This is a genomic window from Marinobacter sp. ELB17, assembly GCF_000169375.1.
Lineage (GTDB): Bacteria > Pseudomonadota > Gammaproteobacteria > Pseudomonadales > Oleiphilaceae > Marinobacter.
The window spans coordinates 263,969-282,446 of the sequence record NZ_AAXY01000001.1 but is presented as its reverse complement, the minus strand read 5'-3'; the positions used below and the strand labels follow the sequence as shown (position 1 = coordinate 282,446).

15 protein-coding genes and 1 CRISPR repeat array are annotated in these 18,478 nt (G+C 53.7%); of the genes, 6 read left to right on the top strand and 9 right to left on the bottom strand.

Annotated elements, in window-relative coordinates; genetic code table 11:
* Positions 1 to 2: 2 nt before the first annotated feature.
* Complete coding sequence (cysZ, locus tag MELB17_RS01390; protein ID WP_007348329.1) at positions 3 to 752, bottom strand: sulfate transporter CysZ; 750 nt, start codon at positions 750 to 752, stop codon at positions 3 to 5.
* 87 nt (positions 753 to 839) lie between these two features.
* Between cysZ and MELB17_RS01385 the strand changes: the two genes are divergently transcribed.
* The 6 genes from MELB17_RS01385 (at position 840) to MELB17_RS01360 (ending at position 8,621) form a co-directional block, all read left to right on the top strand.
* Entirely contained in the window at positions 840 to 1,226 is a 387-nt protein-coding gene (locus MELB17_RS01385; protein ID WP_050774892.1) for a VanZ family protein, read from the top strand.
* A 370-nt stretch (positions 1,227 to 1,596) separates the two neighbouring features.
* On the top strand, positions 1,597 to 2,706 hold the full coding sequence (gene mnmH / locus MELB17_RS01380; RefSeq protein WP_007348327.1) for a tRNA 2-selenouridine(34) synthase MnmH: 1,110 nt from the start codon (positions 1,597 to 1,599) through the stop codon (positions 2,704 to 2,706).
* Between the two features lie 26 nt (positions 2,707 to 2,732).
* Positions 2,733 to 3,566, top strand: coding sequence for a mechanosensitive ion channel family protein (locus tag MELB17_RS01375; protein WP_007348326.1), 834 nt, complete (start codon positions 2,733 to 2,735; stop codon positions 3,564 to 3,566).
* Between the two features lie 87 nt (positions 3,567 to 3,653).
* Positions 3,654 to 4,889: an FAD-dependent monooxygenase gene (locus MELB17_RS01370; protein ID WP_007348325.1), complete on the top strand. Its 1,236-nt coding sequence runs from the start codon at positions 3,654 to 3,656 to the stop codon at positions 4,887 to 4,889.
* Between the two features lie 26 nt (positions 4,890 to 4,915).
* Positions 4,916 to 5,281, top strand: coding sequence for a histidine triad nucleotide-binding protein (locus MELB17_RS01365; protein WP_007348324.1), 366 nt, complete (start codon positions 4,916 to 4,918; stop codon positions 5,279 to 5,281).
* 310 nt (positions 5,282 to 5,591) lie between these two features.
* Positions 5,592 to 8,621 carry an EAL domain-containing protein gene (locus tag MELB17_RS01360; protein ID WP_227498755.1) on the top strand — a complete coding sequence of 1,010 codons (3,030 nt, stop codon included), beginning with the start codon at positions 5,592 to 5,594 and terminating at the stop codon, positions 8,619 to 8,621.
* A gap of 245 nt (positions 8,622 to 8,866) precedes the next feature.
* A CRISPR array of direct repeats spans positions 8,867 to 12,465; the repeat unit is 32 nt; unit sequence GTTTCAATCCACGCGCCCGCAGGGGGCGCGAC.
* 177 nt (positions 12,466 to 12,642) lie between these two features.
* On the opposite strand, the gene cas2 is transcribed toward MELB17_RS01360, so the two are convergent.
* Genes cas2 through cas5c form a run of 8 tightly spaced genes read right to left on the bottom strand, consistent with a single transcriptional unit; the run spans position 12,643 to position 18,476 of the window.
* On the bottom strand, positions 12,643 to 12,936 hold the full coding sequence (gene cas2, locus MELB17_RS01355; protein WP_007348318.1) for a CRISPR-associated endonuclease Cas2: 294 nt from the start codon (positions 12,934 to 12,936) through the stop codon (positions 12,643 to 12,645).
* A 9-nt stretch (positions 12,937 to 12,945) separates the two neighbouring features.
* Positions 12,946 to 13,965 carry a type I-C CRISPR-associated endonuclease Cas1c gene (cas1c, locus tag MELB17_RS01350; protein ID WP_007348317.1) on the bottom strand — a complete coding sequence of 340 codons (1,020 nt, stop codon included), beginning with the start codon at positions 13,963 to 13,965 and terminating at the stop codon, positions 12,946 to 12,948.
* A complete protein-coding gene (gene cas4, locus MELB17_RS01345; RefSeq protein ID WP_007348316.1) occupies positions 13,962 to 14,588 on the bottom strand; it encodes a CRISPR-associated protein Cas4 in 627 nt (208 codons plus the stop codon). The genes cas1c and cas4 overlap by 4 nt, the downstream gene beginning before the upstream one ends.
* A 16-nt stretch (positions 14,589 to 14,604) precedes the next feature.
* On the bottom strand, positions 14,605 to 14,829 hold the full coding sequence (locus MELB17_RS01340) for a type II toxin-antitoxin system MqsA family antitoxin (protein WP_007348315.1): 225 nt from the start codon (positions 14,827 to 14,829) through the stop codon (positions 14,605 to 14,607).
* Positions 14,830 to 15,117 carry a DUF4258 domain-containing protein gene (locus tag MELB17_RS01335; protein ID WP_036183095.1) on the bottom strand — a complete coding sequence of 96 codons (288 nt, stop codon included), beginning with the start codon at positions 15,115 to 15,117 and terminating at the stop codon, positions 14,830 to 14,832.
* Positions 15,118 to 15,160: 43 nt separating this feature from the next.
* Positions 15,161 to 16,033: a type I-C CRISPR-associated protein Cas7/Csd2 gene (cas7c, locus tag MELB17_RS01330; RefSeq protein WP_007348313.1), complete on the bottom strand. Its 873-nt coding sequence runs from the start codon at positions 16,031 to 16,033 to the stop codon at positions 15,161 to 15,163.
* On the bottom strand, positions 16,030 to 17,817 hold the full coding sequence (cas8c, locus tag MELB17_RS01325) for a type I-C CRISPR-associated protein Cas8c/Csd1 (protein ID WP_007348312.1): 1,788 nt from the start codon (positions 17,815 to 17,817) through the stop codon (positions 16,030 to 16,032). The genes cas7c and cas8c overlap by 4 nt, the downstream gene beginning before the upstream one ends.
* Positions 17,814 to 18,476: a type I-C CRISPR-associated protein Cas5c gene (cas5c, locus tag MELB17_RS01320; protein ID WP_007348311.1), complete on the bottom strand. Its 663-nt coding sequence runs from the start codon at positions 18,474 to 18,476 to the stop codon at positions 17,814 to 17,816. Before cas5c ends, cas8c begins: the two co-directional genes overlap by 4 nt.
* Positions 18,477 to 18,478: the final 2 nt, after the last annotated feature.

Here is an 18,478-nt window from a genome sequence, read left to right as displayed (position 1 = left end):
AATCAAAAACGTGCGGAACCTTGTTCACGCACCCATAACGCCGTGGCACCACACACCGCTGCCGGCACCACAAACAAGTTCAATATTGGCACCATGGCCGCCAGCGCTACCGGCAGCCCAAAACCCAAAGCCGACAATCGGCGCTCGGCCAGCATCCGTTTTAGCACCGAAAAACTGGTCTTGTGGTTGTCTGCCGGGTAATCCACATACTGCAGCGCCATCATCCAGCTGTTGAACACGAACCACAGCACCACCGCCACCAGATTCACCACCGGTATCAGTCCCAGAATAAGCAGGCCCAGGGCACGGGGCAGGTAATAGCCGATTTTCTGCAACTCGCGCCACAGCGAACGCGGAATGTCTTTAACAATACCCGCCCAACCTTCGTCGTCACCGATTGGTTGACCGGTCAGGTGCTGCTCGCAGCGCTCCGCCAGGTAACCGTAAAACGGTGCACCAATCAGATTGGCCACCATCACAAAACCATAAGCCAGCACCAACACAATAACAGCGCCGTAAAGCAACCAGAACAGCCAGTCCAGCGCTTGCAGCCAGGCCCAGTCTGGCAACCAGCCCATGGCCGTCGCAATCAGACCGGAAAATAATTCACCCAGATAAAAAAATAGCAGGCTGAACAGCAGAATGTTAATCAGCAGGGGGATAATCACAAAAAGGCGAAGACCGGGTTGCCAAATCAGGCCAAAACCTTCGCCCAGATACCCCAATCCGCGAAAAAAGTTACCATTGAGCATGGCGTAAAACCTTGGTTGCAGTGACATTGACGGGCTGCAAAGCATATCATGATGCGGTCTTTGCCACAGCCGGAACAATCAATCAATATGCTTTTAGCAACCACGAAACAACGGCTTGCACAATTACTCCGCTTATGTTCCCTGTGGCGGTTTGCGCTATTGGCGTCTATCGCCGCTATCCTGTTTCTGGCCACGACCGCAGGCCCGCTGCCCGTGCCCTCTGCGCCCAGCGACAAGGTCAATCATCTGATTGCATTTCTAGAACTTACGCTGCTGGTGCGCCTGGGCTGGCCGCAGCTGAAACCGCTTTATTTCGTCCCGCTGCTGCTGGGTTTCGGCATGCTTATAGAAATTGTGCAAGCTACCCTGCCCTACCGCGACTTTTCACTGGCTGACGTGGCCGCTGACGCCGCTGGCATCGCGGCCGGAATGCTGATTTGGCCTTGGCTGCAAAAATTTAGAGCGCAATACTGAAAAATGTGCAGGCCAGTGTAAGCATTCTCTTACAAATCCATTGTTTTTTGGCTTTTTATTAGCAAGAAAATACAACATGAATAATAATAAATCATTGATTATTAGAGAATTTATATAGAAAGTCCGTGTATTTTATAGGGTTATAATCCGAAGGTATAACCTCCCAAACACTCTGTATTGGTAAAATGGCGTTGGTCACGGACGATGTATGCGCCACGGAGTGGGCCAAGGAGCAGCAACACGGCAGTTGCACATTGCGCAAGGATGCGCCGACCTATTATTAATGGCGGTCCTTTTCGTACTAGCCCCGGCACAATCGAACTAACTGCTCTATACTGATTTCCCAATTTGGCCAGTTTATCCTCCTTTTATGATCCGCAGACAAGACACCGACGATTACCTTTCTCTATTTTTAAACAACACACCGCTGCTAGACGTACGTGCGCCTGTCGAATTCGACAAAGGCCATCTTCCCGGCGCTATTAACGCACCGCTGATGAATGACGATGAGCGCCACCTTGTCGGGATTTGTTACAAAGAGCAGGGCCAAAGCAAAGCCATCGAGCTGGGCCACCAGCTGGTGCAGGGCGACATCAAGGCTCAGCGCCTTGCAGCCTGGAAACACTTTTGCACCCAACATCCAGACGGCTACCTGTATTGTTTCCGCGGCGGACTGCGCTCTAATCTTTCACGCCAGTGGATTGCGCAAGCGGGCGTTGATTATCCGCTGGTAGAAGGCGGCTACAAAGCCATGCGCCGGTTCCTGATTGATCAGCTGGAACAGCAGATTGCCAGCGAGACGTTTTACATCCTCAGCGGCCGCACCGGCACTGGCAAAACCCGTGTATTGAACACCCTGCCCAACCCGGTAGATCTCGAAGGCCTGGCCAATCACCGCGGTTCCAGCTTTGGCCGGCAGGTAACGCCACAACCCACGCAAATCAACTTTGAAAACCAGCTTGCAGTCGCCATGCTACACGCCAGGCATCAGCGCGGCGGCCCCATTTATCTGGAAGACGAAAGCCGCCTTGTGGGGCGTTGCGCGCTGCCCGTCAGCCTGCGTGAACGCATGGCGGCGGCGCCTTTAGTCGTGCTGGACCGGCCAATGGCCGGGCGCATTGATATTATTCGCCAAGACTATGTCGAAAATATGCTGACCGATTACACCAATCTGGATGGTGCACAGGCCGGTTGGCAAAATTTCAGCGACTACCTTCTGAGCGCGCTTGATCGAATTCGTAAACGCCTGGGGGGCGAACGTCATCAGCAACTGCGCAGCATGATGGAGTCAGCACTGGCGCAACAGGCAGAGAACGGCGCAAGCGACGGTCATAACGCCTGGATACAAAGCCTGCTAGAGCATTACTACGACCCAATGTACGATTACCAGTTGGCCCGTAAACCGGGCACAGTGATTATGCATGGCGGTCCGGACGCCATCGCACAGTGGGCCCTGCACGCCCACCCGCACATTTCATAAAACGAAAATTTCACAAGGAGTTAGCTATGGAAGATTTATTCGGCGCCAACGGCCGCGCCACAGAACTGGTAGACCAGGCCATCACACTGGTCATGGCCTACGCACCCAAAGTGGTACTGGCCATTATCACCCTCATTGTGGGTATGTGGCTGATCAACCGGTTTGTTCGCTTACTGGATAGCAAACTTGGCAAAAAAGACCCTACGCTGAATACCTTCCTGTGTGGCCTGTTATCGGCGATTCTGAAAATTCTGCTGCTGATTTCCGTCGCATCCATGGTGGGCATTGCCACTACCTCCTTCATTGCCATTATTGGTGCTGCCGGCCTGGCCATTGGCCTGGCACTGCAAGGCAGCCTGGGCAATTTCGCCGGCGGCGTGCTGATTCTGATCTTCAAACCATTCAAAGTGGGCGATGTCATTGAAGCTCAGGGCTATCTGGGTTCGGTGGTGGAAATCTCTATCCTGTACACCATCGTTAATACCTTTGATAACCGCCGCATCATTATTCCCAACGGCGACCTGTCCAACTCCAGCCTGACCAACCTCAGCGCCTACCCTACCCGCCGCTGCGATATGAGCTTTGGTATTGGCTACGGTGACGACATCGACAAAGCCAAAGCCACCATCAGGCACCTAATTGAAGAGGACGAACGCGCCCTGAAAGACCCGGAGCCAATGATTGTGGTGGGCGGCCTGGGCGACAGCTCTGTTAACCTGACCGTCCGCGCCTGGACCAAATCCGCAGACCTGTGGCCGTTCTACTGGGACATGCAGGAACGCGTGAAGAAGGCGTTTGACGCCGAAGGCATCAGTATTCCCTTCCCCCAGCGCGATGTGCACATGTACAAGGCCGATTGAGGCTGCGTACAAAAAGCCAGCACCCACTCCACGGCTTGCCTGTTCGTTGCCATCGCGTAAACTGACAACAACAAACAGGAACCCGATATGACTCAAGCATTTGATATTGCGGTTGTCGGCGCCGGCATGGTGGGTGCAGCCCTTGCGACAGGCCTGGGCCGCAACGGTTTTCGCGTGGCGCTGATTGACTTCGCTGACGCTCCCGAATTTGTGCCAGGCAGCACGCCGGATATTCGCGTGTCCGCCCTTAGCGCCGGCAGTGAACGCTACCTGCAAGGCCTAAAGGCCTGGGACAACGTTCTGGCCATGCGCGCCACGCCCTATCGCCGCCTGGCGGTGTGGGACCAGTCCTCGCACCCGCTTACCCGGCTGCTGCCAAAGCCCCTGGCACGGGTGGAATTCAACGCCGACAAGTTGGGCGCCAGCCACCTTGGCCACATCGTAGAAAACAGCGTTACCCAGGCGGCTCTCTGGCAGGCCGCGAGTACCCAGCCGAACATCACTTTAATGCCGGGCGTTGCGGTTACAAACCTCACCCAGAACCACGATCACGCTCAGCTAGACCTGAGTAACGCTACCGCCATTACGGCAACCCTGGTGGTGGGCGCCGACGGTGCCCAATCCCGGGTGCGCGATCTGGCCGGCATTGGCGTCACCCGCAGCCAATACGACCAACAGGCCATGGTGATGTCTGTTCGTTACCGCGGCGCGGTGGAAGACATCACCTGGCAGGGCTTTTTACCCTCTGGCCCGCGGGCCTTTTTGCCGTTGCACACAGCCGGCGAAGAATTTCCGGGCGAAAGCTGGGGCTCGCTGGTGTGGTACGATGCTCCCGCCCGGCTTGCACAGCTCAAAGCCATGCCCATCGAACAGCTGATGGCCGAAATTCAACAGGAATTTCCCCAACCGCTGCCAGAGCTAACGCATATAGACACCCGCGCCAGCTTCCCCATTGCCCGCCAGCACGCCAAACATTATTACCAGGGCCGTGTGGTATTGGCCGGCGATGCGGCCCACACCATCAACCCGCTGGCCGGCCAAGGCGTGAACCTGGGTTTTCAAGACGCCCAATGCCTGCAACAGCTATTGATCGTTGCCCGCAACAACGGCACCGACCTGGCCGACCCCGACTTACTGAGCCAATACGAACACCAGCGCCGACCGGCTAACCGCCGCATGATGCTGGCTATGGATGTCTTTTATCATCTGTTCAGCAACCGCGTTCCGCCTCTGCACCTGTTGCGCAATCTGGGCCTGGGCGCCGCGCAGGCACTGCCCTTCGCCCGCAACCGCGTAGCCCGTTACGCCATGGGTCTGGATTGAAATTCACTTTAAACAAGGAGCCTGTTATGTCAGAAACCCTTTTTACCAAGATCATCAACCGGGAAATTCCCGCCGACATCGTGTACGAAGACGACACCACCCTGGCGTTTCGCGACATTAACCCGCAAGCCCCCGTGCACCTGCTGATTATTCCGAAAAAGCACATTGCTACTATTAACGACATCACCGAAGACGATCGGGAGTTGGTGGGCAATCTGTATTACGTGGCCGCCAAGCTGGCGAAAGAAATGGGCTTCGCCGACGACGGCTACCGAACAGTCATGAACTGCGGCGAAAACTCCGGCCAAACCGTGTTTCACATCCACTTGCATCTGCTGGCCGGTAAACCTATGGGATGGCCGCCTTACTCTGACAAAATGAAGCAGGGGTAGAGCAAGCACTGTTTGAGCAAATCAAAAGCGGCGCCTGCAACGGGCGCCCCTTTTTGCAGTTGTTCAACGTTCATTTACGGAGCTTTTTTGAACAGGAATGCGAAAGGGTTTTTCATGCTGGGGTTCTCTGGATAGTTGGCAGAAAGCAAAACCACTGATTACTGCTGTTTACTCACATCTTTTGATTTTGAGTTACTATAACTCGCTCAGTGTTTACTTTGCTGGGTGCTTGGGTTTGTCGCCAAACGCCAAAAATAACGGCTTATGGGTAGTCTGAATGACCGAACAGAAAAGTAAAACGAGGTTAAATTTGCCATTAGCTTACCGCCTTCCCATTGCGTTATATATTCTCGCTTTGTTAGGCCTCGTGGCGTCTGCCGGTTACGTAGCTCAGAGTACCTACAGGCAGGCTTCCGAGACGGCGACCAATCGCTCTGCCGCCCATGCCGATCTCGCGGCTGAAATGGTTGCTAACCGGCTGCTTTCTGCCGGGTACGACCTGCGGACTTTCGCCGGATTTGTTCAGCCTCTGGTGCGCCAGCCAAATACCCCCGGGGACACTCGCCCTGAAAACATAGAGCCGTATCTGGACAAAAGGGTATCCACCCTCGGGTTCGTAGGCGAGCTGTTCGTCGCCGATCCAGCTGGCAATTTTTTCTACCCGTCAATGGCCGAGAAAGTGACCAGAGCTCCTGACTGGCCCTTTATTGCAAAATACCTGTCTGACAACCCGAACCGAGAGGTTGTAACGCCGCTGTACACGGACCCCGTGACAGGTGAGCTGCAGATCTGGATGTTAAGTGAGCTACATTCCGACCCGGGCGACGTCGCTACTGTGATTGTGGCGCGTCAACCGCCGGATGTGCTTTCTGGATCGCTGGCCGGGTTATCTTTGTCCGCTGGTCAGAGCATTGCCATTCTGGACGAGTCGATGATGCTGGTGGCCCGCCTTCCGGTCGTCGCCGGAGCCGCAGTCAGCCCGGGGCAGATTCTTACGGATGCGCTGGCCCGCCGTTTTATCGATAGTGGCTCCGACAGCTACCAGGTGATAATCGAAGGGCCTATTCCTAATGATGGTGAAGCGAGATTTTACGCTTTCAAACGTGTTCCGGGTGCACCCTATATCGTTGTCGTTGGCGAGAAAACGTCAGTGGCGTTACAAGATTGGCACCAGAGTCTTTGGGTTGGGGCTACCGGCATTTTACTGGTTGCGATCATTGGCCTGTTTTTTCTGAAGCAGTTCTGCCGAAGACTGTCCGTTGAGAATGCACTGTTACACGAAAACCGGGAACGGAAGCTTTTGCAGCAAAACGCGCAGGCCAATGAAAGTCGATTACAGGCCCTTGTTAACTCCATTCCGGATTCGACCTTTGTGTTCGATGAACACGGAAGGTTTACCTTTGCTCATGCGCAGAACAAAGGCCAGCTACTGAGGCCTGTGGAAAAACTGCTTGGCCTGCATTACAGCGAAGTACTGCCGCCCGAGCTCGCTGCCCGGTTCGACGGAATTAAAACAGACGTCGAAAAATCACAGAAAATGCAGAATATTGAATACCAGTTATTTATTGACGGCGAGGCCCGCGATTATGAGGCTAGGGTAAACGCGCTAACAGACTTGGAAGGCCAGCACAGTGGTTTCCTGACCTTAGTGCGAGATATCACCGAAGACAAAGTTCTCGAAGCTGAGCTGCGTATTGCTTCCACCGCGTTCGAGACCCACCTCGGCATAATAATAACCGACGAGAATAGTATAATACTGAGGGCCAATAAAGCGTTTTCCCGGATCACCGGTTATGCCGAGCATGACGTTTTGGGAAAGACCCCGAACGTTCTTCAATCCGGCCTGCAAGATGCCACTTTTTACCATTATCTCTGGGCCCGGGTTCGGGAAAGCGGCTCATGGGAGGGTGAAATATGGAACCTCCGAAAAGATGGGGAGGCGTATGCGGAATGGCTGACGATCACCGCGATTTGTGGAAAATCCGGCGTTGTCCAGAACTATGTGGGAACCTTTCACGATATCACCAAGCGGAAGAAAGCCGAGCGGGAAGCGCATCGATTGGCGTTCTACGATTCGCTGACGGGGCTCGCGAATAAGGCACTTCTTGAGGAGAGGCTTTCTGAGGTCTGCAAAGCAAACACTCGACAGAATACCCATGCTGCCCTTTTGTATGTCGATGTTGAGCAGCTGCGTTCGGTTAACGATGCCAGGGGATATGAGTTTGGTGACCTGGTCCTGAAGGCCATTGCTGAGCAGCTCGGTACCATGGTGCGTGAGAGTGATACGCTTGCTCGCATCGGAGGTGACGAATTTGCCATCCTGCTTTCCAACCTGAACCCCTCACAGGACGTTGCCGCCCGCGTGACAGAGGGTGTTGCAGATAAAGTTCTTGATGCCTTCACCCGCCCGATTGAGGTTCTGCAGCAGAAAATACAGGTGAATATCAGTATCGGTATCACCCTGATTGACGGACGGAGTTCTCCTGTCGATCAACAGCTTCAGAGGGCCGAGCAGGCCACCCAGCAGGCAAAAGAGCAGGCTAAGCTTCGGGGTGAAAAGCGCATCTCATTCTTCGATCCTGAAATACAGGCCCAGGTTGTTCAGCACGTTCTTATGGAAGAGGAACTGCGGAACGCGTTGGCGGAAGAGCAACTCGTGCTCTATTACCAACCCCAGATCCGCAACCCGAATCAGCTGCTCGGCTACGAAGTACTCTTGCGCTGGCGTCACCCGAAACGGGGCATAGTATCCCCCGCTGTTTTCATTCCGATAGCCGAACAGAGCCGGCTTATTCTGCCTATCGGTCGGTGGATTATCGAACAGGCGTGTGAAAAGTTGGCCGCCTGGCAGTCAGAGCCAACAACCTCTGAGCTCAGTCTTGCAGTGAATGTCAGCATCATTCAGTTTCAGAGTAATAACTTCGTAGAACAGGTGGGCCAGATTCTTGAAAAAACAGGTGCGCCACCACGCTTGCTCAAACTTGAGGTGACCGAGAGCCTGCTAATGAATGACCCCGAGCGGATCACTGAGATGATGAACCGTCTCCGTTCTATGGGAGTTCGCTTTTCATTGGACGACTTTGGCACAGGTTATTCTTCGATGAGCTATCTCAACCAGTTACCGCTGGATCAGATCAAAATAGATCAGTCGTTTATAAATGAGGTGGCGAACAACCTGGCAAGCTCTGCCATTGTGGAGTCCATAATCGGGCTTGCCAAGGGGCTGAATCTGGAAGTCATTGCCGAAGGGGTAGAAACAGAAGAGCAAAGAAACTGGCTGGCGAATCATGGATGCCAGAATTTTCAGGGGTACCTGTTTGGCCGCCCGGAAGAGATTTGAGTGCTGGAGCTGCGCTTGGGCTTGATGAGGCCGAACGAATGAATCTTACACACAGACAAGCTAGTTGAGCGAGTAGGCGCGGCAGATGTTCGGCGTCAACTATCCTGTCCGGCCATCCTAATTGTCGCCGAACAGGCAGAAGTTTGGTAATGGAATGCTATTGATTGTGGCTAGAAAAAACTCGAAATATTGTTTGAGATTAGTTGACGGCTACAAAGCGTAAGACAAAAAAGCCCGGTCAGCGGATTTTAATCCACGCGCCCGCAGGGGGCGCGACAGGGAAGTATTAGTTGATGAGCAAAGACTTGTGGGGTTTCAATCCACGCGCCCGCAGGGGGCGCGACACAGGCCGCTGATTTTCTCGCCAGATTGGCCGCGTTTCAATCCACGCGCCCGCAGGGGGCGCGACTCCAATGGTTTCAGCCCCACTACTAATTACAGTTGTTTCAATCCACGCGCCCGCAGGGGGCGCGACAAACAGGTCGAAAGGTCGCAAGCGCACATAGTAGTTTCAATCCACGCGCCCGCAGGGGGCGCGACTAGGAAAAAGCTCAGAAGGTACTTGGCTATGCTTGTTTCAATCCACGCGCCCGCAGGGGGCGCGACCTGAGAAGGCCGTGAAGTTCTGCGCCGATGTTGAGTTTCAATCCACGCGCCCGCAGGGGGCGCGACCCGGTCGCGTTGCAGTCGTGGCAGGGCATTTCGTGTTTCAATCCACGCGCCCACAGGGGGCGCGACCGGAAGGGTCGCCTTCTACCATTGAGTTTTTCGAGTTTCAATCCACGCGCCCGCAGGGGGCGCGACGTGTGGCTGGACATATTCCCGCAAACAACGCGCGTTTCAATCCACGCGCCCGCAGGGGGCGCGACCTGCGCAAGCGCCAATTGCGCGTGGGTGATGTGGTGTTTCAATCCACGCGCCCGCAGGGGGCGCGACGCAGGAGGTAGCAGGCCATAAGGTGCGTATCGCTGTTTCAATCCACGCGCCCGCAGGGGGCGCGACGCCGGACCAGTAGTTATCAATCACCCACTGGCAGTTTCAATCCACGCGCCCGCAGGGGGCGCGACAAGGGCAGTCGGCGCGGCATGTCACCGAAAGAAGTTTCAATCCACGCGCCCGCAGGGGGCGCGACCTCTGAGCGTCTTTGACTTGCATTGGTACCAGTGTTTCAATCCACGCGCCCGCAGGGGGCGCGACTTTCGACGCAAGCCATGGCCTGGCGCCTGAGTATAGTTTCAATCCACGCGCCCGCAGGGGGCGCGACATCATGCTCATCACGCGGCCTCCTGAATGCAGTGTTTCAATCCACGCGCCCGCAGGGGGCGCGACTCGCTGGAAGTCGCCTTGTCTGCGTCTGTTTTCGTGTTTCAATCCACGCGCCCGCAGGGGGCGCGACTTAGGTGCGTCATGCAACCATCTCCACTGGACCTGTTTCAATCCACGCGCCCGCAGGGGGCGCGACGATCGCATGATGTAACGTCGTGGCCTAAGGCTCGGTTTCAATCCACGCGCCCGCAGGGGGCGCGACGACTCCGTGCCAGTTCTTTCGGCATATTTCCCAGTTTCAATCCACGCGCCCGCAGGGGGCGCGACATGAGGCCGCCGCTAGAGCCCTGGCCAACATGAGGTTTCAATCCACGCGCCCGCAGGGGGCGCGACCTCAATCTGGAGCGATTCACTGGCTGTTCGTAACGTTTCAATCCACGCGCCCGCAGGGGGCGCGACTAGCACCGCTCAAGCATGTGTTTCCATGCCCGATAGTTTCAATCCACGCGCCCGCAGGGGGCGCGACGCGATACATATAATTGACCGGAATGTCAATTTGGTTTCAATCCACGCGCCCGCAGGGGGCGCGACATCAATTGGTCGGTGGTGCCGGTGTCCTTTTTTCTGTTTCAATCCACGCGCCCGCAGGGGGCGCGACGAGCGCAGAGCTAAGGAGGTCTTGGAATTTGGAAGTTTCAATCCACGCGCCCGCAGGGGGCGCGACAGATGGGTTTAGTAATGATGGGGATGAAACAAGCGTTTCAATCCACGCGCCCGCAGGGGGCGCGACATCATAGGCGTACTGGCGCAGAATCAAGACGGCGTTTCAATCCACGCGCCCGCAGGGGGCGCGACTCAGATAACGGAATGAATTTCTGTATGGGTTGCGGGTTTCAATCCACGCGCCCGCAGGGGGCGCGACCAGGAAGCCTACGGCCAGTTCTGCCAGTGGGTGAGTTTCAATCCACGCGCCCGCAGGGGGCGCGACGTTTTGATGGTGGGTGTGTTCATGACGCCTCCGAGTTTCAATCCACGCGCCCGCAGGGGGCGCGACTTGATTAGCTTACCGTCTGACTTGCCATTGCTGCGTTTCAATCCACGCGCCCGCAGGGGGCGCGACCATGTACGTGCCTCCATACGCCTCTACGTGTTTGCGTTTCAATCCACGCGCCCGCAGGGGGCGCGACGTATGGGCTGTGACGATGTTGCCGATGAATTTTTGTTTCAATCCACGCGCCCGCAGGGGGCGCGACAACCATCCATAGAGAGTCCATCCATGGATGCCAAGTTTCAATCCACGCGCCCGCAGGGGGCGCGACCGCTTCATTGACACTGAAACTGTTTTATATGCGGGTTTCAATCCACGCGCCCGCAGGGGGCGCGACGCGCAACACCACTATCCGCGTCTGCTGTTGATAGGTTTCAATCCACGCGCCCGCAGGGGGCGCGACCTGGGCCTTGATCCTAGGCTTCATACGCATTCTGGTTTCAATCCACGCGCCCGCAGGGGGCGCGACCTCGATATTCATAATCAACCCCCTTCCATCCAGTGTTTCAATCCACGCGCCCGCAGGGGGCGCGACTTGAACAGAAAGCGGTAATCGCTTGCATCATCCTGTTTCAATCCACGCGCCCGCAGGGGGCGCGACATTTGGACGACGGTGGGCCGGCAGATAACGGAATGTTTCAATCCACGCGCCCGCAGGGGGCGCGACAATGTGGACCGCATCAGTTCGTCATATCTTTTGGAACGTTTCAATCCACGCGCCCGCAGGGGGCGCGACGAGGATGGGGAGTGAGCCGCACAAAGCATCACAGTTTCAATCCACGCGCCCGCAGGGGGCGCGACTTTCTCAATGCACCATATGGCGCATGGGGTAATGTGTTTCAATCCACGCGCCCGCAGGGGGCGCGACATGATTCCGTTTAGCTGTCTTTCTCGCCTCTGCTGTTTCAATCCACGCGCCCGCAGGGGGCGCGACGATCCCTCTGGAATGATTCTAATATTCGATATTGGTTTCAATCCACGCGCCCGCAGGGGGCGCGACCAGCCGCGCATCCTCTCTTTCGCCTGTAAAACAGGTTTCAATCCACGCGCCCGCAGGGGGCGCGACATTCTTTGCGTTGGCGGGGTTCGGTACACAAAGCGGTTTCAATCCACGCGCCCGCAGGGGGCGCGACCCGTATTTTGGCGAAAACGTAAACGTGGTCATGCGTTTCAATCCACGCGCCCGCAGGGGGCGCGACGAAATACAAGCCGGTAAAGTAGGTGGCCAAACCTAGTTTCAATCCACGCGCCCGCAGGGGGCGCGACTGACCAGGTTGAGCAATTGCAGGCGCGTGTGGCTGTTTCAATCCACGCGCCCGCAGGGGGCGCGACACCATGCCAACTTTTTACAACGCACACTTTTATCTGTTTCAATCCACGCGCCCGCAGGGGGCGCGACCCGACAAAGCCGAAGGAGCCGACAATGCCAAATGTTTCAATCCACGCGCCCGCAGGGGGCGCGACACCGCATCGGATGGCACGGACGCCAACTGTAAGCGTTTCAATCCACGCGCCCGCAGGGGGCGCGACTGCCCGATCATATCTCATTGATAACGGGCGCTCTACAGTGCAAAGATCGCTAACGTATTTCATAACGATTATTTGCGCGCTACAACTTCGCGCTAAAAACGAACAAAGCCAGTCCCATCGCCGGAACTGGCCTTGCGCTAACATCACGGGTTTTTAATGAGCACTTCCGGTTAGCGTTTACAAAATCATCGCGTCTCGGAAAATGTCTGGTGCAGGTTTGGCACCATGGTGTTCAATACGGTTCTTCCAATTTTTACCCAACTTATAAAATCGGAGACTGTCTTTTGCAGGGTTATAAAGTCGGAGCAATTGATCTCTAAAAAAAGCCCACTGAGCTGGGTCAATCTCACATTCAAAAACAGAATATTGAACCCTCACGCCATAATCCAAACAGGCTTTAGCAACACGTCTCAACCGTGCCGCGCCACCAGAATCCTCCATCGAGATGTCATAGGTTATAAGTACCATCATTTCAAACTACTACCTGAGTACGCATGGCGGATATCGCTCCAGATCGCCTCTTAAATGACGAGCAAGCAGCATGGCCTGAATGTGGGGAATGATGCCTATCAGTACTTTTTCTTTGAGGAATGGATGCATCACTTCTTGCTGCTTTCTTTCTTGGTAGGCAATCAGTAACTGTTTCCGCGCGCCGTCAGCTAATCTGACGGCACCCGAAGCTTCGGTTATAAAATCCGACGCTTTTAACTGCCGTCGATTGATCAAGCTCAAAACCAATCTATCCGCCAGCCAGGGCCGGAACTCCTCAAGCAGATCTTGCGCCAAACTATCTCTTCCTGGTCGGTCTGCGTGCAAAAAACCAACCTGCGGATCTAGACCAACTCCGTTCAAGGCCGCACTGATATCCTGACCTAAAATGGAATAAACGAATGATAGGAGTGCATTAACTGGATCGCGGGGTGGGCGGCGATTGCGCCCGGTAAATGGGAAGTCGCCTCGCAGCTTTTCATTAATTAGCAGCTCAAAAACAGAAAAATAGGTGGCTGCAGCATCGCCTTCAATTCCGCGTAACGAGTCCAGATTATTGGTGTGCCGTGCCATACGTACAGATGCGGCCAAATGCTTCACCGCATGCTCGATTGGAGCACTAACACCGTGGTTACGCTTATGGCGTAGAAGAACATTTCTTCCACCCACCAGTTTTGCAGCTATCACCGAACGGGCAATTTCCAGCGTTTTTTGCTCATCTGCGTGATATTGCGCCCGACGCAGCAGAACATTGCCGGACGTTTTACCCTGAAGTCGGCCATAAAAACGGCCATATTCAGTGAAAAATGCAAGGTTAACGCCCTTTTCTCCACAAAAACCCATCAGCGCTGGTGATACCAAAACATTACCAAAACAGAAAACTCCAGAGACCGAGTGAATCGGAAGCTGCATCAGTTTTTTACGCTCATGCTCGATAACGATGGTTTCTCTCTCTTTATGAACATATACGCCCTGCCGCGTGATGTAGAGGCTGTTTTGAAGTTTCTTCATTGAGCCTCTCCGTCGTCGAAAAGGTCTTCAACATAACGGGTACTTCGGTCTCGACTCAGTAACTTGGGGTTGCATAAATCGTAGAGCGAACAGGCATCACACTTTTTTTCATAGACTGCCAGTGGGGTTTGGCCGCTGATCAACAATTGACGTACTTTCTGAATAACGTGGTGAGTCTCTTCACGTAGCTCATCGGTAAATGCCACTTCATCTCTGCGACGAGTCTGCCAATACCAAAGCGCGCCTGAGCTCACGGGTTGCCCTCTCATCTCTTCAAGACATAATCCTTGAGCGCACAGCTGAACTCGATCCGAACTGTCCTTCTTCGGCTTTCCTCTTTTGTACTCAACCGGTTTCACTGCGTTGGTCGATAGGTCAATCTCAACCAAATCCAACTTACCCGTTAGACCGATTGTTTCTGCACTCACAAGAACACCTCGCTCATAGCGCGTTCCTTTACGAGTTTCAGGCGGACCATTATCGACTCGTTTATGCAACACTTGCCCTTGCGCCGTCAGCCAGTTCTCAGCCCATAACTGCTCGTTATGAATTAACGCACACTGTCTCGGGCAGAAGGCATAATGCTGCAACGCAGAGAGCGGAATGAACTTTTCGTCCTGCATTGGCGACGGGGCCTCCCTAAGCCGCGAACTGAATGACCTCAACCTCATGATTCAGTTTCATGGCTTTCTCTGCCATCGCGAGGGTTTTACCCGAGATTTCATCGCTCAGGTAATATTCGCCACAGTTTTCACAAATATCTGCCGGCACTTTCTTAATCACTATTGTTGCCTCACCGCGGGTCAACGTGACAGTGGTGACGCCAGAATAGGTTTCACCCTGCTTGCAAATTACGCATTTCATTCAAGACCTCCTGGTTTTGAAGTCATCAGCCCAAATGGCCAGCGCTGGATAGTATGCTGTGATCACGTAACAGGCATCGTTTTCCGAGGCTTGCGACACCACAACATGAATCGCTTTTTCGCCCACCCAGCCGAGCCGAAGCTGGCTTGGATGCGGCCTGTCATCAGGATAATCCATTATCACTTCACCTGTCTGAATAGCGAACAGAACCTCGTTATTCATCAGGCCTCTCTCGAACATTCTCCTAAGCGCATGGCCGTTGAACGATATCGATGAACATTGTTTCATCCCTGATCAAACTCCCTCTAACACTAAAATGCAAGGTGTTGGCTCAGTCCAGAAGCGCCGTCAGTTCAATACCTTTTGGAAGTCTATCGCGGTGAACAGTGACCTCATAATCTCTGAAATCCCGCGCCGGACCATCAGAAACTTTGTGGATTTCTATCAGTTCAAACAGCTTTCTGGCAGGGGCATTACCAAGCGCGGATTCGTGCTTGAACACGTAAAGGGCGCAGGGCGACATTTCACCACGACTGGCTGATCGGTCATGGTCCAGCATATTAATCAACGCATCCCAAAACAGCTCCAGGTCTTCTTCGCTGAAGCCTGTCTGCCCAGCCAAGTTGGCAGAAACATAACCATGGCAACGGTAAAGGCCGTAGGGAATCGTAAACTTACGACCCATTGTGCGGTTGTCACCGCCTTGTTGTTCCGCCTCTTTTTCAGTCGTGACGGCCATGCGGGTAATGCTGTGCTCCGCGCTGACGACGGGATCAATACTTCTGGCAAAATTCATTTGAATCGGGCCGCGAACCTGACCAGTATTCACCTCAGTCGACATAACGGCGCCAAAGGTGCGAATGTCAAAAAAGTTCTGGCACATCCACTGGGTTATTCGCTTTGCATCTTCTTCCTTCTTGGGCAGCTTCTTTGACTCGTGCTTAAGCTCGAGCGCCTCATACGCACGCAAATTGCTGCGGTTCAAAACCGCCTTCTCTTTGATATAGATTTCAAACGGTGGAGTTTCTTCTTTTACCATGCCCACATAATTGCGTATTTTACGTTTAAGGCACACGTCCGTAACCAGCCCCTGACCCGTTTCAGCATCGATCCTCGGCAGGTTGCCTGCATCGGGATCACCGTTCGGGTTACCGTCTTTAACGTCAAACAGAAAAACAAACTCATAACGGTTATTCAGGCTCATGCTTCAGCTCCTTCGGTTTGTACTTTGCTTGTTTCCGTGCCTTTTTTTGTAAACAGTTCCTGGCGCTGATGGTAGTAGCCGATAGCAAACAGGCCCTGATCTTCCAGCGGCAAGTGAGCGGGAAACTCATTGATGTCGGCCATAACCGCAGCAATTCGTTTTTCCATATTCACCCGTTGTCCGTGGTGAGGTAACTTTTTCAGGTGGTGGGCGTGGAGCCGCATTAGCGTGCCAAACACTGCTCTTGGGGTGCAACTGGCACTGCTGTAATAACGATCCCTAATTGTCGCGTTGAGGCCAGGGTTAGCGTCGTTTTGCAGTTTTTCCAAAATCGCAAACAGACACCCCAGCCTATAGCCAATCCGTTTTTCTTCAGAGTTGTAAGCCATAGTAATTTCCTTGTTGCTCGACTGCCGGTAACGGTATAAACGGTTGAGATAGCCTTTGATGAGGCTCGCGCGGTGGAAGGTTATATACCCCTGCTCGGCTTTGATGCGTTTAATAACCGCTTGAAGCAGGCTTGCAGGCAAAGGTAACCCCATTAATATGGCGCGAACGGTTTCTCCAATCAGGTGTGGCGGAAGATTTTCGTCTTTGCCCAGCAATGCGGTAGAGCGCAGTAGCGGCTTTAAAGGCGGGTACTCGAAATTTCTGGAGATGATCTCAATATCTTTGAACCACTGCCCTAAGCGCTCACTAAATTCGGCAACAGTACCCACCTGCCAGAAGCGGATGGAAATGCGAGCAGCATTGGGAGACAAGCCGAGCAAGTAAAAACGCTCGCTACCCTCTGACTTATTTACAGCGCCACTGTGAAGACTTTCGAAAAGTTGTTTAACGGCTCTGGTACCGCGCTCTGGATCATCTTTCGGCGCATCATTGAAAAACGATGACATATCGGCTTCCAACGCATTTTTACCGGAAGACCACCAAACCATAGATGTTTCGTTCAGTTGTAACCGCGTAGGACTGGCCGTGCGCAGTAGCTGATTCAAAGCCGTTGTGTATTTGACGGCTGCTTCTTCGCCAACGGGTGCGTTGTTGCCCTTTTCTTTACCCCGGGAATTGAACGAGTCAATATTGAACGAAACAATATTCGCGCCGGCCATTTGCGCACCCCATACACCTTTGACGGAAGGGTGCAGGCGGGCAATATTGGTTTTCTCGCCTGTTACCAAGCAAATACCAGGCTGATTATCAATGCCTAATGGCTGTTCGCGAATCCAATACTGTACCTTAGACGACTGGCATATCAGGTGGTTTTCTATCGCCAGTTGAAATGTCAGATTACAGCCGGGTATTTTCAAACACTCCTGAAATTCAGGCGATGCTTTAACTTTTTCCTTCTCGGTTTCGCTTGCCAAGAACGCATGTACGGCCTTTACACCGTCGTCGTTCGGTATTTCGTTATGTAGCTGGCCAACCAGCTCAACAAACGCTTTATGTTGCTTAGCCGCCATATCGATTTCTTTAGCGCTGGGATTACTGTCTGGTCGAGCGACTTTTGGCTGATTCAGCACATAGCCGTAATGATCCCAGAGGCAATATGCGGTTTCGTAAGCCTTCCCTCCCATTCGTTTTGGGCCCTGAGGAACAATGAAACTTTTTGCAAGCGGCTTTCCCTTGCTCTGAATTTCCCGCGTATCTCTGAGCAAAACGAAGCGACCGTCCAAGTCCAAAACAATAACAAACGAGATTTCTTTTTCTTCAAAGCCAACTTGAGGCAACGGGTTGTCAGATATTTTTTTGCGATCGTAATATTCGCACAGAGCTTGCAGAATCATCCGCGCACCTCCGGGCTGTGTCGAGCAGGCACGTCCAGACTGCCGTTTTCAATGTGGGCTCGAAAGAAAAGAGGCGTCGGCGACGCTGGATTCGAATAATCCAGATCGTAGAGCATAAATCCCAAATCGCGGGTGTCATTAATTGGATCAGGGTTAGCGGTGTCGCCATCTACTAATGCGAAATCACAGGTAAACTCACGGCATCCCAGATACGGTTGATTAAAACATTGACCTTTCTCCGCGCGTCGCCGAAACATATCCGCAAATTTTGCCGCTGAGTCTTGCGGACCCGCTTTTTCCGTCATAGTGAATTCGCCATGTAGCCTGTAGCGGACATCTTTTAAGAGCAGGCTGGCTCTTTGTTGTCGCTCTTCATCGACATAAATGCCGAGATGCCCAGAGCCATTTTTCATCGCTGTCTGCGCGGTACGAGCGGAAATAATCGACTCAACCTCGTTGCGCCTGAGGTTCATCCACTTGATAGGGTTAAGCACTTCAATCCGAGTGATATGCCATTGAATTGCAGGTTTCCAGAGAATGGCTTCAAAGATCGCTCGTGCAGCGGAGGGTGTAATCACGTCGTAACTGACCCGCTCAACTTTCATTTCGGGCCGTGTAAAACACGCGAACTCACCACTGATTTCCAGACAAAATCCCATAT